The sequence below is a fragment of the Cupriavidus sp. F041 genome (assembly GCF_057814235.1).
The window spans coordinates 572,266-589,979 of the sequence record NZ_JBVASY010000001.1 but is presented as its reverse complement, the minus strand read 5'-3'; the positions used below and the strand labels follow the sequence as shown (position 1 = coordinate 589,979).

Annotated in this window: 14 protein-coding genes; 5 read left to right on the top strand and 9 right to left on the bottom strand. The window is 67.4% G+C overall.

Annotated features, from left to right (window positions below; genetic code table 11):
* The first annotated feature begins 194 nt into the window (after positions 1-194).
* The 3 genes from hpnD to ACZY0R_RS02695 are packed head-to-tail and all read left to right on the top strand — an operon-like array spanning position 195 to position 3,824.
* Positions 195-1,043 carry a presqualene diphosphate synthase HpnD gene (gene hpnD / locus ACZY0R_RS02705; protein WP_488857010.1) on the top strand — a complete coding sequence of 283 codons (849 nt, stop codon included), beginning with the start codon at positions 195-197 and terminating at the stop codon, positions 1,041-1,043.
* Between the two features lie 55 nt (positions 1,044-1,098).
* A complete protein-coding gene (shc, locus tag ACZY0R_RS02700; RefSeq protein ID WP_488857009.1) occupies positions 1,099-3,114 on the top strand; it encodes a squalene--hopene cyclase in 2,016 nt (671 codons plus the stop codon).
* 32 nt (positions 3,115-3,146) lie between these two features.
* Positions 3,147-3,824: a phosphorylase gene (locus tag ACZY0R_RS02695; RefSeq protein ID WP_488859482.1), complete on the top strand. Its 678-nt coding sequence runs from the start codon at positions 3,147-3,149 to the stop codon at positions 3,822-3,824.
* Between the two features lie 71 nt (positions 3,825-3,895).
* On the opposite strand, the gene ACZY0R_RS02690 is transcribed toward ACZY0R_RS02695, so the two are convergent.
* A complete protein-coding gene (locus ACZY0R_RS02690; RefSeq protein WP_488859481.1) occupies positions 3,896-4,717 on the bottom strand; it encodes an MlaA family lipoprotein in 822 nt (273 codons plus the stop codon).
* A 17-nt stretch (positions 4,718-4,734) separates the two neighbouring features.
* Entirely contained in the window at positions 4,735-7,401 is a 2,667-nt protein-coding gene (hpnN, locus tag ACZY0R_RS02685; RefSeq protein ID WP_488857008.1) for a hopanoid transporter HpnN, read from the bottom strand.
* A gap of 311 nt (positions 7,402-7,712) precedes the next feature.
* On the opposite strand from hpnN, the gene ACZY0R_RS02680 reads away from it, so the two are divergent.
* Positions 7,713-8,351 (top strand): MlaC/ttg2D family ABC transporter substrate-binding protein, encoded by a 639-nt coding sequence (locus ACZY0R_RS02680; protein WP_488857007.1) that lies wholly within the window; start codon positions 7,713-7,715, stop codon positions 8,349-8,351.
* 100 nt (positions 8,352-8,451) lie between these two features.
* Here ACZY0R_RS02680 and hpnH read toward each other — a convergent pair whose 3' ends face one another.
* Complete coding sequence (gene hpnH, locus ACZY0R_RS02675; protein ID WP_488857006.1) at positions 8,452-9,621, bottom strand: adenosyl-hopene transferase HpnH; 1,170 nt, start codon at positions 9,619-9,621, stop codon at positions 8,452-8,454.
* A gap of 32 nt (positions 9,622-9,653) precedes the next feature.
* A complete protein-coding gene (gene ispH, locus ACZY0R_RS02670) occupies positions 9,654-10,655 on the bottom strand; it encodes a 4-hydroxy-3-methylbut-2-enyl diphosphate reductase (RefSeq protein ID WP_045237469.1) in 1,002 nt (333 codons plus the stop codon).
* 158 nt (positions 10,656-10,813) lie between these two features.
* Between ispH and hpnA the strand changes: the two genes are divergently transcribed.
* Positions 10,814-11,815: a hopanoid-associated sugar epimerase gene (hpnA, locus tag ACZY0R_RS02665; RefSeq protein ID WP_488857005.1), complete on the top strand. Its 1,002-nt coding sequence runs from the start codon at positions 10,814-10,816 to the stop codon at positions 11,813-11,815.
* Positions 11,816-11,862: 47 nt separating this feature from the next.
* Here the strand turns inward: hpnA and ACZY0R_RS02660 are convergent, their stop codons facing one another.
* The 5 genes from ACZY0R_RS02660 to ACZY0R_RS02640 form a co-directional block, all read right to left on the bottom strand.
* Positions 11,863-13,002 (bottom strand): glycosyltransferase, encoded by a 1,140-nt coding sequence (locus ACZY0R_RS02660; protein WP_488857004.1) that lies wholly within the window; start codon positions 13,000-13,002, stop codon positions 11,863-11,865.
* Between the two features lie 42 nt (positions 13,003-13,044).
* The gene (locus ACZY0R_RS02655) at positions 13,045-14,013 is read right to left on the bottom strand and encodes a ferritin-like domain-containing protein (protein ID WP_488857003.1); all 969 of its coding nucleotides are present in this window, start codon (positions 14,011-14,013) and stop codon (positions 13,045-13,047) included.
* Between the two features lie 107 nt (positions 14,014-14,120).
* Positions 14,121-15,500: an amino acid permease gene (locus ACZY0R_RS02650; protein ID WP_488857002.1), complete on the bottom strand. Its 1,380-nt coding sequence runs from the start codon at positions 15,498-15,500 to the stop codon at positions 14,121-14,123.
* Positions 15,501-15,884: 384 nt separating this feature from the next.
* Complete coding sequence (locus ACZY0R_RS02645; protein WP_488857001.1) at positions 15,885-16,715, bottom strand: helix-turn-helix transcriptional regulator; 831 nt, start codon at positions 16,713-16,715, stop codon at positions 15,885-15,887.
* A complete protein-coding gene (locus ACZY0R_RS02640; RefSeq protein WP_488857000.1) occupies positions 16,699-17,643 on the bottom strand; it encodes a DMT family transporter in 945 nt (314 codons plus the stop codon). The genes ACZY0R_RS02645 and ACZY0R_RS02640 overlap by 17 nt, the downstream gene beginning before the upstream one ends.
* Positions 17,644-17,714: the final 71 nt, after the last annotated feature.

Genomic DNA, 17,714 nt, shown 5'->3' with positions numbered 1-17,714 from the left:
CTGGAGCAGGGCTCCGGCTCGCGCCCCCCGCCAACACCTTCCTTCGGCAGCCGGCTGCGCCTATGGCGGGACTTGGTATAATCGTCCATTACCCCAAACACATGCCGCCCCTTGTGCTGCGTGCCTGGCCGCGGCGACTAGCCAGGGCGAGGCAGCGCAGCAGCACGGCGGTTCAACGCGTGACGAGGAGTTACGTGGCCGGAACAGAAATCGCAGTGCAAACCGTCCCGCCAGCGGGCAACGCCGTCTCGTCCGGCAGCTCATTCCATACCGCCCTCAAGATCCTGCCCGCCGCGCAACGCGAGGCGATGTTCGAGATCTATGGCTTTTGCCGCGCCGTGGACGATATCGCCGATGGCGACGGCCCGCGCGCCGCGCGCCTCGCCGGCCTGGATGCCTGGCGCGCGGATCTCGCCGCGTGCTATGCGGGCGCGCCGCCGGCCGCGTTGCGTGGCCTGGCCACCCAGATCCAGCGCTTCGGGTTGCTCCAGGAAGATTTCCTGGCCGTCGTCGATGGCATGGCCATGGATGTCCTGGCCGATATTCGCGCACCGGACAACGCTACCCTTGACCTGTACTGCGACCGCGTGGCGAGCGCGGTAGGACGGCTTGCCGTGCGCGTGTTCGGCATGGAGCGCGACACCGGCATGGCGCTGGCGCATCACCTCGGCCGCGCGCTGCAGCTCACCAATATCCTGCGCGATATCGACGAAGACGCGGGGCTCGGCCGCGTCTACCTGCCGGCCGAAGCGCTGGCGGCCGCCGGCGTGCCGCTCGGCGCGCCGCAAGCCATTGTCGGCCATCCCGCCATCGGCCGTGCCTGCGCGGAAGTGGCGCAACAGGCGCAGGCGTACTATGCGCAGGCTTTCGCTATCATGGCGGGTTGTCCTCGCCGGATAGTGCGCTCGCCGCGCATCATGGGCGAGGTCTACCACGTAGTCCTGCAGCGTTTGCTGGCCCGCGGCTGGGCTAATCCGCGCGCGCGCGTTCGCGTGCCGCGGGCGCGGCTGTTCTGGATTCTGCTCCGGCATGGCCTCATCTGAGGCGATCCCGCGAGGTATTGCTGATTGCGTTGTTGAAAAGAGGACATCGAGACCGATGAGCCAAGTAGCACTATCCCCCACGCCGGCCACGGCCGTGCAGGGTGCGCCGGAGCATAACGAGCTGCAAGGCACGCTCGACCGTGCGCTTGACGCTTTGCTGGCGACCCAGCGGCCGGATGGCCACTGGGTATTCGAGCTGGAGGCCGACGCCACGATCCCGGCGGAATACATACTGCTGGTGCACTATCTGGGCGAGACCCCGGATACCGTGCTGGAAGCGCGTATCGCGCGCTACCTGCGCCGCATCCAGAATGCCGACGGCGGCTGGCCGCTGTTCCATCAGGGCCGCTCGGACATCAGCGCCAGCGTGAAGGCGTATTTCGCCCTCAAGATGATTGGCGACGATACCGAATCCGAGCATATGAGCCGCGCCCGCGCGTCCATCCACGCCCAGGGCGGCGCCGAGGCCAGCAATGTCTTCACCCGCACGCTGCTGGCGCTGTACGGCGTGATGCCGTGGCAAGCGGTGCCGATGATGCCGGTCGAGATCATGCTGCTGCCGCTCTGGTTCCCGTTCCATTTGTCCAAGGTCGCGTACTGGGCCCGCACCGTGATCGTGCCGCTGCTGGTGCTCAACAGCCTGCGCCCCCAGGCCAGGAACCCGCGTGGCGAGCGCATCGACGAATTGTTTATCCGTCCTTGCCAGGCGGCCCGCCTGGCCCCGAGGGCGCCGCATCAGAACCGGGTCTGGTTCACCGTGTTCAGCGCGCTGGATGCCGGCCTGCGCGTGGCGGAGCCGTTGTTCCCCCGCAGCCTGCGCAAGCGTGCCATTGCCCGTGCCGAGAAGTTCGTGCGCGAACGCCTGAACGGCGAGGACGGCCTGGGCGCCATCTTCCCGGCCATGGCGAACGCCGTGATGATGTTCGACGTGCTGGGCGTACCGCGTACCGATCCGGACGTGGCGGTGGCGCGCGCTTCCATCGAAAAGCTGCTGGTCGTGCATGGCGACGAAGCCTATTGCCAGCCGTGCCTGTCGCCGGTCTGGGATACCTCGCTGGCCAGCCACGCCTTGCTGGAGGTCGGCGGCCCGCGCGCCGAGGCGGCGGCCGAGCGTGGCCTGCAATGGCTGCGCCCCCTGCAGGTGCTGGACGTGCGCGGCGACTGGATCGTGCGGCGTCCCGGCGTGCGTCCCGGCGGCTGGGCCTTCCAGTATGCCAATCCGCACTACCCGGACGTGGACGATACCGCCGTGGTGGCCATGGCCATGGACCGCGCGGCGCGTTCCGGCGCGGCGGCGCCGGCCGTCGCCCCGGCGAGCCATCGCGCTCGCTATGACGAAGCGGTCAGCCGCGCGCGCGAGTGGGTGGCCGGCATGCAAAGCGGCAACGGCGGCTGGGGCGCTTTCGAGCCCGAGAACACGCATGAATTCCTGAACAATATTCCGTTCGCCGACCACGGCGCCTTGCTCGATCCGCCTACCGCCGACGTCTCGGCGCGCTGCCTGTCGATGCTCGCGCAACTGGGTGAAAGCTCGGCCAGCAGTCCGGCGTTCAAGCGCGCGCTGCGCTACCTGCTCGACGAGCAGATGGCCGACGGCAGCTGGTACGGCCGCTGGGGCATGAACTACATCTACGGCACCTGGAGCGCGCTGTGCGCGCTGAACGCCGCCGGCCTGCCGCCGGAGGCCCCAGAGATGCGCCGCGCGGCCGCCTGGCTGGTGTCGATCCAGAACGCCGACGGCGGCTGGGGCGAGGATGGCAGCAGCTACCGCCTCGACTACCAGGGCTATGAGCCCGCGCCCAGCGTACCTTCGCAGACCGCATGGGCCTTGCTGGGCCTGATGGCGGCGGGCGAGCTCGATCATCCGGCCGTGGCGCGGGGGATCGATTACCTGGTGCGCACGCAGCAAGCCGATGGTTTGTGGAACGAGGCACGCTTCACCGCGGTGGGCTTCCCGCGCGTGTTCTACCTGCGCTACCACGGTTATGCCCGCTTCTTCCCGCTCTGGGCCGTAGCGCGCTACCGCAACCTGCGCCGCGACGGCACGCGGGCAGTGGCGTGGGGGATGTGACCGCGCCAGCTTCGCCCGGTTTGTCCGCGCGCCTGCCGCAACGGCAGGCCGCCGGTCCCACGCTGGTGGTGACCGGCATGCGCTTCGAGGCCCGCATTGCCGCGGGCCCCGGCATTGAAACCCTGCACGGCTTACGCGCCAAAGCCTTGGCGCAAGGCTTGCGGCAACGCCTGGCGCATCCCTGTGCGGGCGTGATCAGCTTTGGCGTGGCGGGCGGGCTCGATCCCGCGCTCGCACCGGGCAAGGTGATCGTCGCCACCGCTGTACACGACGGCGATAAGTCGCGGCCGGTCGATGCAAGCTGGTCTCGCGCACTGTCCCTTGCCTTGCCGGAAGCCATCGCCGGGACGCTGGCGGGCTCAGACCAGGCGGTGACCTCGGTGGCTGCCAAGACGGCGTTGCACGCGGCCACGGGGGCGCTGGCGGTCGATATGGAGTCTCATATCGCGGCCCGGATTGCCCAGGAATTCGGGGTGCCGTTTGCCGCCTGCCGGGTAGTGATCGATCCAGCGCAACGGGATGTGCCGCCCGCCGCGGTGGCCGGGATGGGGCCCGATGGGGGCACCGATATCCTGGCGTTGCTCAAGGCGCTGCTGGCGGGGCCGGGACAGGTGCCGGACCTGATCCGGCTGGGTCGGGATGCCAGGCTGGCGAGGTTGGCGCTGGAGGTGGCGCGGGGCCGGGTGGGGGCGGGGTTTGGTTTAGGGTGAGCCGCCGCCCCTTTTTGCGGCCGCCCGGTCTTTGACCCGGGCGGCCGGATCAAAGACCGGGCAGCAAAAGCTTAAGGCTTCGTCCCTTCCGCTTCAGGCTTTTTCTCTTCCCCGCCGGCCGGCGCGGGAGTCGCCCCGCCAGCCGGCGCGGGCGCCGCTCCTTCGGCGGGTGCATCCGTATCCTCGTAATCCGGCAGCTTTCCGCCACCACCCTGGATCAGGTACTGCCGGCGCTGCCGGTACCCATCCCGCACGAAACTGTATTTATCCAGTGCCGCCAGCGACAACAGATCGGTCGCGGCCAGTGCATTGGTACGTGCATCGAGGAAACCCACGCCCCACAGCGCCCACTGCACGTCCTTTTCGACCCACGTGGTAGGCGACAGCTGGAAGTTCACATACAGGCCCACCCCGTCGCGGATCGAACTGGGACCGAACAGCGGCAGCACCAGGTACGGGCCGGCGGGCACGCCCCACACGCCCATCGTCAGCCCGAAGTCGGTGGAGTGCTTGCTCAGGCCGGCTGGCGTAGCGATATCGATCAGGCCGCCGACCCCGAGTACCGAATTCATGGCGACCCGCATGAAGCTTTCCGCCGCGTCCACGCCCTTGCCTTGCAGCAGGTTGTTGACCGTGTTGCCGACGTCGGCCAGGTTCGAGTAGAAATTGGTGACAGCGGTGCGCACCGGCTGTGGCGTGACGGCGCGGTAGCCCTTGGCCAGCGGCGTTGCTACGTACTCGTCAGCCTTGTCGTTGACCTTGAAGACTGCGCGGTTGAGCGGCTCCAGCGGGTCGTCCGGGTTGGCTTGCGGGCCGGTGGCGCATGCCGTGGCCAGTAGCGACAGGGAAAGCGCCGACAGTAGGCGCGAGAAGCGAGGGACGGGGCGGTTCATCATGTTGAGATGGCGTTTCAATGGGCCGGTCCGGTAGCGGGCGCGGACCGCTTGCGCGGACGCCCCATCAGGATCGGCTGGAAAAATACGGCGCCGACCAGCGTGCATGCCAGCGCCAGCGCCAGCAGCTTGCCCATGCTGGCCGTGCCTGGATGCTGGGATAACCACAGGCTGCCGAAGGCGGCGGCCGTGGTGGCAGCGCTGTAGAGCACGGCGTGGGTGAGCGGGGACTGCAGCAAGTGTGTCTTGCCCTCGCGCCAGGCGAGCACGTAGTAGATCTTGAAGGCCACGCCGATGCCAAACAGCAGGGGCAGGGCAATCACGTTGGCGAAATTGAGCGGGATGCCGAACACCACGCACAGTTCCAGCGTGACCAGCGCGGACACCAGCAGCGGCACCAGCGTGCGCAGCACATCGCCCACGCGGCGCAGCGTGATCCAAAGCAGCAGCGTGATCGACAGCACGGCCCAGATGCCGGCCTGGGCAAAGGCGGTCATGATGGTGTCGGCGGAGCCCCGGATCGAGATCGGGCCACCTACCGCGGCGGGCTCGACGCGTTGCACGGCATCGATAAAGCGCGTCAGCGCGGCGTCGCGCGCATCGCTGTTGCTGCTGGATGCATCGCCCGGCTTGGCCGCCGGGGGGAGCTTCGGGCTCACGCTGACCAGGGCCTGTCCGTCGGGGGCCACCCAGTCGCGTACCAGGGCGGGCGGCAAGGTCTCTCGGCTGATCGGCTGCGGCGACAGCGTCCGCTGCAGGCGCGCCAGCGCGAGGCGCAGCGGCAGGGCGATGGCCTGTTCGGCGCGCGCGCGGGTGGCGGCGTCCGCGCCGGCAAGCTTGCGCAGCCCCGTAGCCAGGTGGGCGGCTTCAGTGGCGCCCGGGCCGGGATGATCCTCCGCCGCGAGGGTGAGCTGGCGCGCCGCGTTCTTGAGCGAATTGACGAGCCGCGCATCGTCCGCAGGCGTGGCCACGGTCTGCGTCAACACCGGCATCAGGCTCGCCGATGCTTTGGCGATCAAGGCCAGCCGCGCTGGCTGGTCGTCGGGTATGAAGGTCTGCAGCGTGACGACGCGCGACACCTCGGGCAACGCTGCCAGGCGGTTGGCGGCGGCGACGGCCGCGGCCAGAGAGGGCGCCAGCACGTTGACGTTGTCGGTGCCGGCCTGGGGCGCATCCTTGAGCGAGAGCAGGGTTGCCATCGATTCCGAGTGCGGATCCTTGAGGTGCAGCGGATCGAAGTCGAAACGCAGGTGCATCAGCAGGGGCGAGCCGGCCAGGATCAGGCCGCAGGTGCCCAGCAGCACTTGCGTGCGATAGCGCTCGAAGAATAAATCGGCCGGTGCCAGCCACTTGAAGCCAGGCACTTCGGTCCGTCCCGCTTCGTCCTTCGGGCGGAATACCGTGATCAGCGCGGGCAGCAGCGTGATGGTGGTGGTGAACGCAATCAGCATGCCCACCCCTGCGATCTGGCCCAGCTCGGCCACGCCGCGGTAGTCGGTGGGCAGGAAGCAGAAGAAGGCAGCCGCGGTAGCGGCGGCGGCCAGCGCCAGCGGCACGCCGACCGCCTTGGCGGCACTCGCCAGGGCTACCGGGATTTCGGGGTGCACATGGCGCTCGGCGCGGTAGCGCACGCCGAACTGAATGCCGAAATCCACGCCAAGCCCGACAAACAGCACGGCGAACGCCACGGAGATCATATTGAGCGCGCCGACCATGGCCAGCCCGAGCGCGGCGGTGATGACCAGGCCCACCAGCATGCTGGCCAGCACCGCCAGGATCAGCCGCTTGGAACGCAATGCCAGCCACAGGATCAGGATCACCACCAGCAACGTCAGAACGCCATTGAAGGCGGCCCCTTCCTTGACCGAGGCGAATTCGTCATCCGCCAGCGCCTGCGAGCCGGTCAGGCGCACCGTGGCGCCGTACCGCTTGGCCAGCCCGAGCTTGGCCGCCGTGGCGCGAATAGCGCCGGCGGCATCCGCGCCGGCTTGCAGGCCGGCGTAGTCGAGCACGGGGCTGAGTGCGACGAACGCCGTGGCGACGCCACCGGGCGCAGGTTGCAGGCTGCTGTCGACCAATCCGGTCCAGGACAGCGCGCCGGGCTTGCCGGCCAGCACCTGGTCCACCGTGCGCGCGCTGCTGCCGAGCAGCTTGGCCATGTCGCCCAGCTTGACCTGCCCGAGTTGCAGCGGCAACGAAAGCGTAGTCGATAGCGTATCGGACAGGCCGCGCAGGGTCGGGTCATGCGCAAGGGCGTTGAGCAGGGGACGTGCCTGGGTCAGTTGCGTGGTGGTATCGCGCAGCTTTTCCGTTTCGACGAAGAGCAGTCCGTTACGCTCGAAGAATTCCCCGCCGCCCGGCTGGCTGACGGCGCGAAAGCGCTCGCCTTGCTGGCGCAGCGCCTTGGCCAGCTCGTCGGCGGCAGCGTCCGCCAGCTCCGCGGCCGGCGCCTGCACCACGGCCAGGATCATCTGGTCGCGCTGGGGAAAGGCGGCGCTCACGGCGGCATCGCGGCGCGCCCAGGGCTGGTCCGACTGGAGCAGGCGGCTGATATCGGTGTTGATGGCGAAATGGCCGGCCACATATACGCCGCTGGCGGCGGTCAGCAGCAGCGTCAGCGCGATCACGGGCCACGCGCGGCGGGTAGAAAACTGGACGATGCGGATGACCAACGACGTCAACATGGGCGATAGGGGGGACAGAAACTGTGTGGCGCGCAACGAGGCGCGAAAAAAAGCGCAGCGCAGCGCGCAAAGTGGCAGCCGCGAGTATAACGGCAGGACGCGGCATAGCGCTGCCGCTTTGGCCGCGCCGTCATGCAATACGTGGTTGCCGCCGGCGCGGCGAGCGCCGGCTTCGGTACGCTATACTGCCCCGGCACGCGCGCGCGAGCCGGGCTGCGGTCTCGCAGCCCGCGGCGCGGCATGTTTCCCTTGGCAAGTCTGCCGGGCATTTCCGGCGGCGAACCGACTGGCATATTCAGGTCCAAATTCGCATGAAGAAATACGGTATTGCTTTCCAGGCTCTGGCCCCGCTCGCCGTGGTGGCGATGGCTTCCGCCGCACAGGCGCAAACGGTCGACAGATCTTCGCCGGACCGCATGGTGCGGGCCGCCGTCGAAGGCGTGATCGGCACCATCCAGTCCAGCCCCGACACCCGCAGCGGCGATCTGGGCAAGATTACCGCAGTAGTGCAGCGCCAGTTCCTGCCCTACACCGATTTCGAGCGCACCACCCGGCTGGCGGTCGGCAGCGCGTGGCGCAATGCCACCCCCGAGCAGCAAAAGCAGCTTTACGAGCAATTCCAGACCCTGCTGGTGCGCAGCTACGCGGTTTCGCTGTCGCAACTGCGCGAGCAGAACGTCAAGTTCCGCTACAAGCCCGCGCTGGCCGCCAGCGGCGCCACCGACGTGGTGGTCGAGACGCGCGTGCTCAACAACGGCGACGAGATGCAGATCGACTACCGCCTGCAGCGCGTCGGCAATGGCTGGAAGATCTATGACATCAACATGATGGGCGCCTGGCTGATCGAGGTCTACCGGCGGCAGTTCGCCGATATCGTCGCGCGTAACGGCATCGACGGCTTGCTCAAGTACCTGGCCAACCACAACGCGCGCCAGAACGCCGACGCCTGAACCCCCGGCGTTACCACCGGCATTAACAATAAAAGGCTCGCCCCCCGTACACGTGGTACTCAGGGGGGCGAGCCTTTATCCATCCCGGATTGCCTGTGCTTTAGTGCGTGGCGGCTTTCCGTGCGGCGGCGGTGTCGTTGGCTGCCTTGGACGACTTGGCGCGGCCGATCTCTTCAAGCTTGATCTCGACGTGCTTCGAGAACACGTAGTCGGCAGGGCGTTGCTTGGTCAGGTCGATATCCGGCGCCATCGGGCCCGAGGTGCGCACGCCGCGCAGGCTAACGCCCAGCGCCTTGAGCGGGTGGGCGATGGTGTCCGCCACCGCGGTGGCTTCAAAGCCGCTGTGGACCATGCAGTCGGCGCACTTCTCGTAGTTGCCGACGCCGTAGGCGTCCCAGTCGGTGCCTTCCATCAGTTCCTTGAAGGTGCCGACATAGCCTTCGCCGACCAGGTAGCACGGACGCTGCCAGCCGAACACGGTGCGCGCCGGATTGCCCCAGGGCGTGCACTTGTAGGTCTGGTTGCCGGCCAGGAAGTCCAGGAACAGCGTGGACTGGCTGAAGGCCCAGTTCTTGCCGGCACGGCCGCGCGACAGGATGTCGCGGAACAACTGGCGGGTCTTGCCGCGGTTCAGGAAGTGCTGCTGGTCCGGCGCGCGCTCGTAGGCGTAGCCCGGCGACACGGTGATGCCGTCCACGCCCATGGCCTTCACGGAGTCGAAGAAGCGTGCCACTTTTTCCGGCTCGGCATCGTTGAACAGCGTGCAGTTGATGTTGACGCGGAAGCCGCGCTTCTTGGCTGCGGCGATCGCCTCGACGCAACGGTCGTACACGCCTTCCTGGCTCACCGAGCGGTCATGCATCTCGCGGTCGCCATCCAGGTGCACCGACCAGACGAAGTAAGGGCTGGGCTCGTACTGGTCCAGCTTCTTTTCCATCAGCAGTGCGTTGGTGCACAGGTAAACGAACTTGCGGCGCGCAATGATGCCCTTGACGATGGTGGGCATGTCCTTGTGCAGCAGCGGTTCGCCGCCGGCGATGGAGACCACCGGGGCGCCGCATTCGTCGACAGCGCCCAGGCACTGCTCGATGGACAGGCGCTGGTTCAGGATGGGGTCCGGATAGTCGATCTTGCCGCAGCCGTTACAGGCCAGGTTGCAGCGGAACAGCGGCTCCAGCATCAGCGCCAGCGGATAGCGCTTGTTGCCGGAGAGGTGCTGCTTGACGACATAGGCGCCCACGCGGGCAACCTGCAAAAAGGGAATGGCCAAAATGTACTTCCTTGTTATGGGGGCGGCCGGGGTCAGCCAGCGGCGGTTTGCGGGTCCGGCTGCGGCGCGGCCTCGGTTGCGGCCGTGCCGGCTGCCTGCCTGCGCGGCGACGGATCGGCCAGCTCGGCGGGCAAGCGGAATTCGGCGTGCTCCTCGCGGCCATCCATGGTGGACACCTCCACCGGTCCGAGCCTGCGCAGCGCGGCGATTACGTCCTTGACCATTTCCTCGGGCGCGGACGCACCTGCCGTGATACCCACGACTTCGACGCCGCGCACCCATTCGGGGTTCAGCTCGCTGCCGTCGGCAATCAGATAGCTCGGCACGCCACTTTCCGTACCGATCTCGCGCAGGCGGTTGGAGTTGGAGCTATTGGTGGCGCCGATCACAAGGATCACCTCCACCTGCTTGGACAACTCGCGGACTGCGCTTTGCCGGTTTTGCGTGGCGTAGCAGATATCGCGCGTATCCGGCCCCACCAGGTTGGCAAAGCGCCGGCTCAGGGCGGCAATTATATTACGTGTATCGTCCACGCTCAGCGTGGTCTGCGTGACGTAGGCCACCGGGGTATCCGCGGGCAGGTCGAGTTGCGCGACCTCCGCCTCGCTTTGCACCAGGATGACCTTGCCCGGGATCTGTCCCATGGTGCCTTCGACCTCCGGATGGCCGGCATGGCCGATCAGGATCACCGTGCGGCCGCTGGCGGCATATTGCCGGCCCTGCGTATGTACCTTGATCACGAGAGGGCAGGTCGCGTCGATCGAGTGCAGCTGGCGGGTCCGCGCATCGCTCTCGACGTCCTTGGAGACGCCGTGCGCGCTGAAAATCGTGACGGCGCCGGTCGGCACTTCATGCAGTTCTTCCACGAAGCGCGCACCCTTTTGCCTCAGTCCTTCCACCACGTGCTTGTTGTGCACGATTTCGTGTCGCACGAACACCGGGGCTCCATGCTTGAGTAGGGCACGATCTACAATCTCGATCGCGCGCACCACGCCGGCACAAAAACCGCGGGGTTGAGCAAGAATCACCTGCATAAAAATAGGCCCCCCGACCCAGTCAACGGGTTCAGCATTAGTAGATATTCCGGAATCACTTTCCCGTCATACGGTGGTTACTATATACCCGTGCCGCAACCTTTGTCTGGCACCTGGCAAACGCCTGCAACACTTTGAGGGTTATTCCTGTGGGGAACATGACGTCAGGAGACTATGTCCTGGTAACGGGCGCATCGGGTTTTCTCGGTTCGGCGGTGGCGCGGCAGGCGCTGGAGCGCGGCTTCCGGGTGCGCGCGATGGTACGCGCGGGCAGCCCGCGCCGCAACCTGGAGGACCTGCCGGTTGAGATCGCCGAGGGCGATATGCGCGATGCACGCGCTATGGCAAGTGCGCTGAAAGGCGTGCGCTATCTGTTTCATGTGGCGGCGGATTACCGCCTGTGGGCTCCGGATCCCGAGGAGATCGTACGCACCAATGTGGCCGGGACCGAAACCGTGATGGGCGCGGCGCTCGCCTGCGGCATCGAACGCGTGGTGTACACAAGCAGCGTGGCGACGTTGCGGGTGGCGGGCGCCACGGCGCCGGTGGCAGAAGACGCCGCCATGGGCGACCATGAGGCGATCGGTGCCTACAAGCGCAGCAAGGTACTGGCCGAGCGCGTGGTGGAGCGCATGGTGGCCCGCGACGGTCTCGAGGCGGTGATCGTCAATCCCTCCACGCCGATCGGCCCGCGCGACGTGCGGCCGACGCCTACCGGCCGCATCATTGTCGAAGCCGCCAGCGGCAAGATCCCCGCCTTTGTCGATACAGGCCTGAATCTGGTGCATGTGGACGACGTGGCGGCCGGGCATATGCTGGCGCTGGAGCGCGGCGTGACCGGCGAGCGGTACATTCTTGGCGGGCAGGACGTCTCCCTGCAGCAGATGCTGGCCGACATTGCCGCCATGACCGGGCGGCGCCCGCCCACCATCAGCCTGCCGCGCTGGCCGCTTTACCCGCTCGCTTTCGCGGCGGAGGCGGTGGCGCGCATGACGGGCAAAGAGCCCTTCCTGACGGCCGATGGCCTGTCGATGTCGAAATACCGGATGTTCTTCAGTTCGGAAAAAGCCCGCCAGGTGCTTGGCTACCAGGCACGGCCCTACCAGCAAGGCCTGGGCGAGGCGCTCGACTGGTTCCGTACCGCCGGCTACCTGCGCTGAAACTGGCTGGCGGCGCAGGCGCGCTGCCAGCCTCCGGCCCGCTGCCGTCAGCCGCGCTGCGGCGCCTGCGCACGGCCTTTCCATTGCCCGCCCTTGCGCAGCCAGTAGCGGCGTGCGGAATCGATGGTGGCGCCAAGGTAGAACAAGGCCGTCAGCGGCAGCAGCGGCGCCAGCCACAGGGGCTGGCGGTATTCGCGCAGCATGGGCATGTAGGCCAGCGTCATGGCCAGCCAGGCCGCCCATGCCGGCCATAGCCGCAGGCCGCCGCCAAGCGCCAGCAGGGGCGGCGCCAGGTAGGTCAGCACCATGCCAGCCACCGCGCCGGCCAGCAACAGCGGCGAGTAGCGCAGCTGGGTGTAGGCGCTGCGCGCGATCATGTCCCACAGGCTGCGCCAGTCATCGTAGGGGCGCACCGAGATGCTGTCGTCGGCGAGGTCCAGGCGGATCGAGCCGCCTTGCTTGATACAGGCTGCCAGGCTGCAGTCGTCGATCAGTTCGCCGCGGATAGCGGCAAATCCGCCGATGCGGGCCAGCGCGCCGCGCCGCGCCAGCATGCAGCCGCCGGCAGCCGCGGCCACGCCGCTGCGCGGGTTGTTGACGCGCGCGAACGGGTAAAGCTTGGCAAAAAAGAACACAAAGGCCGGGACGATCATGCGTTCCCACCAGGATGCGCAGCGCAGCCGCACCATCAACGAAACCAGGTCCCGCTGCTCGCATTCCGCGCGCGCCACCTGCTGCGCCAGCACACCATTGCCGTGATGGATGTCGGCATCCGTCAGCCACACCCAGGTGGCCGCGGGGGCCAGCCTGTCAGCGGCTTCCAGGCCTTCCGACTGCGCCCATACCTTGCCGCTCCAGCCGGGTGGCAGCTCGCGCGCCGTGATCACCGCAAGCGATTCCGCCTTGCCCAGCGCAGCCGCGGCGCTGCGTGCAATGTCGGCGGTACCGTCGGTGCTATGGTCGTCCACCACCACCAGCCGCAGGGGCGCGGGATAGGACTGACCCAGCACGCTGGACACCGCTCCGCCGATGACGGCCGCCTCGTTGCGTGCCGGGATGATGGCGACCACTTCCGGCCATTGCGCCGGGGCGGGCGCGGGGCCGGGCTTGCGCACCCGCCAGAAGCCGGCGCGGCCAGCCAGTAGCACGCACCAGATGGCGAGCGGGATCAGGGACAACAGGAACATCTCAAAAGGCTCCAGAACAGCTTCACGTGGGTCAAGGTGCGCTCAGCGCAGAAAGCGGCGGGCAAGCCGGGCCAGCTTGGGAACGATTTCCGGCCGCAACAGGCGCGGATCGTAACCCGCCATGCGGCGTTCGTTCTCGGCCAGGCAAAGATCGATCATCTCGCGCGCGGACAAGGTCTCGGCGATCGCTGCCGTACTGTTCATCGGGAAATTGGCGTCCTTGGCCACGCCATCGGCATCGATGCCGCGCGCAATGCCAACGCGCTCCCAGATCAGGAAGGCCCACACCCGCATCACCTTGAGCGCGTACAGCGGGCGCCGCCACCAGGGCAGGTTGCGGCGGTACCAGGCGGCCCAGTTGACGAAAAACAGGATGTGCCGGCCTTCCTCCTGGATGACGGGTTCGAAGGTTTCGACCAGTTCGGCGGGAAAGAAGCCCGAGCGCCTGGCCGCGGCAAACAGCCCGAACGCGGCAAAGCTGTCGATACACTCGCTGTAGCCTGTCACCAGCCAGCCCCATTCGGCGTCGGCGGGGGGCGGGTACTCGGGTTCAGGTGCCAGCGCGATGCCATACGCCTCGACCAGCTTCGACAGCACCACCTTGTGCCGCGCCTCCTCGGCGCCGTCCATCTCAAGCGCGCTGCGCAGCAGCGGCTCGGCCACGGTCTTGGCGAACGACTGCACACGGACGGACGCACGTCCTTCGGTCTGCACCGCGATATCCCAGATCGGCAGGGACGTCACCCGGTGCAAGGCGTCGGGGTCGAGGCTCGGCCAGTCGATGACGGCCGGTTTATAGGGGTTGTGGGTTTGCAGCAGCATGTTGCAGAACATGCGCAAGTGCTGGGGCGAGCCGATGCGGACCGGCCCGGATTCGGGATCGGTCCAGTTGCGCATGGCATGGTCGGCCTGGTCGATCGCGGCCTTCGCGATGGTCGCTGCGACGGCGGTTGCGCGCGCTTCGGCGCTCGGCTTTTCGGATCTGCTGGGCGCCGCAAGTGCGTCTGACATCCTGCTCCCCCTGGCTGTGGATGGTTTGGGGGTCATTCTAGCGTGGCCGACGCGCCCGCGCGTGCCGGACAAGCATCACGGCGCGGCGGGCGGGGACAGGGCAGGCCCTAGCCCTGGTACTGCACCGGCGAACGGGACTGCATGCCCAGCCGGTAATACAGCACGGTCAGCAGGATCAGCCAGGCCGGGCCCACATGCAGCGCGATGCGCGTATCCGGGAAGTACGCCATCAGGGCGACCACCAGCCCCAGGAAGGCCAGCGCCACCCAGGAGCCATAGGGCCAGAACGGCATGCGGAAGGCGAGCTTGCTGCGTTCCGCCGTGGACAGGCCGCGGCGGAAGTTCATCTGCGTGACCAGGATCACGGCCCAGGTCCAGATGGCGCCGAAGGTGGAGATCGAGGTGACCCAGACGAACACCTTCTCGGGGACCAGGTAGTTCAGCAGCACGCCGCACAGCAATGCGGCAATCGAAACGAGCAGGGCGCGGCGCGGCACGCCGTTGCGGTCCGTCACGGCAAAGGCGCGCGGCGCCTGGCCTTGCTGTGCCAGGTTGTAGAGCATGCGGCCCGTGCTGAAGATGCCGCCGTTGCAGGAGGACAGCGCGGCGGTCAGCACCACGAAGTTGATGATGCCGGCGGCGGTCTTGATGCCGAGGCGTTCGAACGTCATCACGAAGGGGCTGCCCTGGGTCCCGATTTCATTCCAGGGGTAGATGGCGAGGATCACGAACAGCGCGCCCACGTAGAAGATCAGGATGCGCCAGAACACCGAGTTGATGGCGCCAGGGATCGATTTCCGCGGGTTTTTCGCCTCACCGGCGGTCAGGCCGATCATCTCCACGCCGAGGTAGGCGAACATCACCATCTGCAGCGACATCAGCACGCCGGAAGCGCCGTTCGGCATGAAGCCACCGTGGGTCCACAGGTTGGAAATGCCGATCGCCACGCCGCCATTGCCGAAGCCGGCCACGATCATGCCGGTGCCGCCGATCAGCATCAGCACGATGGTGACGATCTTGATCATGGCAAACCAGAACTCGAATTCGCCGTAGGCCTTGACCGCCAGCAGGTTGACCGAGCCCATTGCGGCCAGCGCCGCCAGCGCCCAGATCCAGCGGGGCACGTCGGGGAACCAGATGCCCATGTAGATGGCGACAGCGGTGATTTCGGCGACGCAGGTCACCAGCCACAGGAACCAGTAGTTCCAGCCCGTCAGGTAGCCGGCCAGCGGCCCCATATAGTCCTGCGCGTAGCGGCAGAAGGAACCTGCCACCGGGTTGTGCACGGCCATTTCGCCGAGCGCGCGCATGATCAGGAAGATCATGGCGCCGCCGATGATATAGGCCATCAAGATGGCCGGCCCGGCCATCTTGATGGCGCTCGCCGAGCCCAGGAACAGGCCCACGCCAATGGCCGAACCCAGCGCCATCAGCCGGATCTGGCGTTCGCCAAGGCCGCGGTGCAGCGCTACTCCGTTTTCACTCATCTTTTGTCTCCGATCGGTAATTGTCCGGAATCGCCCCTTTTGGGAGCGGTCCGGGTGCTCCTCCTGGCTTCCGTGGACAAGTCGCGCAGATGATGCGGACAAGGCCGGCGCCTCATCTTCATAGGGGATGCCTGGTGGGCATGTCCTACTGAAAACTGGCCTTCTGGCGCAATTGTTTGCCTTGTAAGACAAAGGTTGGCTGGAAAGCAAGCAGTCCGATGCGGTGCTATTGGACGGAAGTGGCGAGCAGATTAAAGACAATCGACCAGCATTTGTTTTTGAAATTTATATAAATAGCAGGAAAAAATGCTGCAATGGCTCCGGCGGGATGGAAGTGCGGCGCGGCCGGGACACACCGTGTGGGGTCGCGCGGCGGCGGAGCGGCTAGCGGCGGCGCGATGCGCGGGCGGCGATTCGCTCGGGCCCGAGGCCGGCGCGCCATGCGCCCGGCGGCATGCCAAAGCGCTGGGTGAAGCTGCGGGTAAAGGTGGTCTGGTCGGGAAAGCCGAGCGTCAGCGAAATATCCGCCAGCGCCTGGCTCCGGTCGGCCAGCAGGCGCGTGGCCTGGTCCAGCCGCATGCGTGTCTGGTAACGATGCGGCGTATCGCCGAAGGCGTCGCAGAACAGGGTGTGGAAGCGCCTTACGCTCCAGCCGAAATGTGCCGCAAGCTGGCTGGCGCGCAGAGGTGCCTCCAGATGCTGGCGCAGGTAGGCGTCGATTTCCGCCAGGGGGAAACGCGCCGGCCGGGCACGGCCATCCACGCCGAGCGCTTGCGCGAGGTCGGAGGCAAGCGTGGCCGCCAGCTGCCAGTGATGCCGGCGCGAGCCGGCCTGGCTCGTGCCTTGCTGCAGCATGGCCACGCGCCGCACGCCGGCGCTCCACGCGTCGGTGACGGCAAACGCCCTCACACGGTCCGTCAGTGCCGCCGGCAACGCGAGCGAACCGGGCGGAACGTCCAGCACCAGTTGCCGGTTGTCCCCCAGCCCGAGGAAATCGTGGCACTCGCCGGCAGGTACGATCAGCCCGCTACGGGGATCGAGCCGATGCAGGTGTCCGCCGATTTCCAGCTCGCAGGCACCGTCGAGGCCGAACAGTACCTGGTAATAGTCATGGCGATGCCGCTCCGGCTCCGGCCGGTAGACGCGGGTCTCCACCAGCGGAGCCGGCAGGCTCGCCGGTATTGCCGGCAAGGCGCGCTTATCGGGCGGCGGCATGGCCGGTTTTCCTAATGGCGTCGCCGCGCTTGCCGCCCTGGGCGGTCTGGCACAGCCAGACCCCAAGTCCGGCAACGATCAGGCCCAGCAGTTGCGGGGGTCCGAGCTGGTCGCCAAACAGCCCCCAGGCCTGCAATGCGGCCAGCGGCGGAGCGAGGAACATCAGCGAGGCCGCCTTGGCGGCCTGGCCGCGCCTGACGATGCGCAGCAACAGGTAGGTGCCCAGGCCCGACAGCACCACGGTGGCCCACGCCAGCGCAGACCACAGCGCCAGGCCCGGCTGCCAGTGCGTCTCGCCCAGCATCCAGGCCAGCGCGCCGGCCACCAGTGCGCCGCCCACGTTCTGCCACGCCGAGCTGGCACGCAGGTCGGCGGCGGCAATCGAAGTTTTTTGCAGGATCGTGCCCATGGTGATGGAGAGGATGGAAAGCACCGCCACCAGCACCACCCACGGCGAAACCGGGCTGGGCGCGCTGGCGAGGGTGGCCGGGGCCACTACCAATACTACGCCCAGCGAGCCCAGCGCAAGTCCGCCCCATCCCCGCCGGGACGGGAATTCTCCCAGCAGCGGGATCGCCAGCAGCGCCGTCAGCAGCGGCTGCAAGGCGCCGAGCAAGGCCATGGCCGATGGCGCCAGGCCATGCGCAATGGCCCAGTAGCCGCCACCCAGGTAGCTGCCGTGCAACAGGCCGCCGGCCAGCAAGTGTTTCGGCACCTCGCGCAGTGCCGGCCAGCGCGCGCCGCCGGCCAGGGCTACGCCGGCGAACAGCAGGGCCGCCAGCGAGAAGCGGGCCAGCAGGAAGAGGCTGGGCTGGGCCACCGGCACGATCGCGCGGCCCACGATGAAGCCGGTCGACCAGATCAGCACAAAGGCGAGGCTGGACAGCCATATGGCGCTGGGGGGAACGGTGTGACGGGGTGACGGCATGGCGTATTGGGGTATTGGGCGCGCGCGGTGCGGGCAGGGTGGACAACAATGGGCTGCAGGTTAGTAGCCGG

What these genes read in the sequence shown, in the direction of transcription:
- ACZY0R_RS02660 (WP_488857004.1), bottom strand. Translation starts at nt 13,002, where the DNA reads ATGTTCCTGTTGTCCCTGATCCCGCTCGCCATCTGGTGCGTGCTACTG.
- ACZY0R_RS02650 (WP_488857002.1), bottom strand. Translation starts at nt 15,500, where the DNA reads ATGAGTGAAAACGGAGTAGCGCTGCACCGCGGCCTTGGCGAACGCCAG.
- ACZY0R_RS02690 (WP_488859481.1), bottom strand. Translation starts at nt 4,717, where the DNA reads ATGAACCGCCCCGTCCCTCGCTTCTCGCGCCTACTGTCGGCGCTTTCC.
- ACZY0R_RS02640 (WP_488857000.1), bottom strand. Translation starts at nt 17,643, where the DNA reads ATGCCGTCACCCCGTCACACCGTTCCCCCCAGCGCCATATGGCTGTCC.
- ispH (WP_045237469.1), bottom strand. Translation starts at nt 10,655, where the DNA reads ATGCAGGTGATTCTTGCTCAACCCCGCGGTTTTTGTGCCGGCGTGGTG.
- ACZY0R_RS02645 (WP_488857001.1), bottom strand. Translation starts at nt 16,715, where the DNA reads ATGCCGCCGCCCGATAAGCGCGCCTTGCCGGCAATACCGGCGAGCCTG.
- ACZY0R_RS02680 (WP_488857007.1), top strand. Translation starts at nt 7,713, where the DNA reads ATGAAGAAATACGGTATTGCTTTCCAGGCTCTGGCCCCGCTCGCCGTG.
- hpnA (WP_488857005.1), top strand. Translation starts at nt 10,814, where the DNA reads ATGACGTCAGGAGACTATGTCCTGGTAACGGGCGCATCGGGTTTTCTC.
- ACZY0R_RS02655 (WP_488857003.1), bottom strand. Translation starts at nt 14,013, where the DNA reads ATGTCAGACGCACTTGCGGCGCCCAGCAGATCCGAAAAGCCGAGCGCC.
- shc (WP_488857009.1), top strand. Translation starts at nt 1,099, where the DNA reads ATGAGCCAAGTAGCACTATCCCCCACGCCGGCCACGGCCGTGCAGGGT.
- hpnN (WP_488857008.1), bottom strand. Translation starts at nt 7,401, where the DNA reads ATGTTGACGTCGTTGGTCATCCGCATCGTCCAGTTTTCTACCCGCCGC.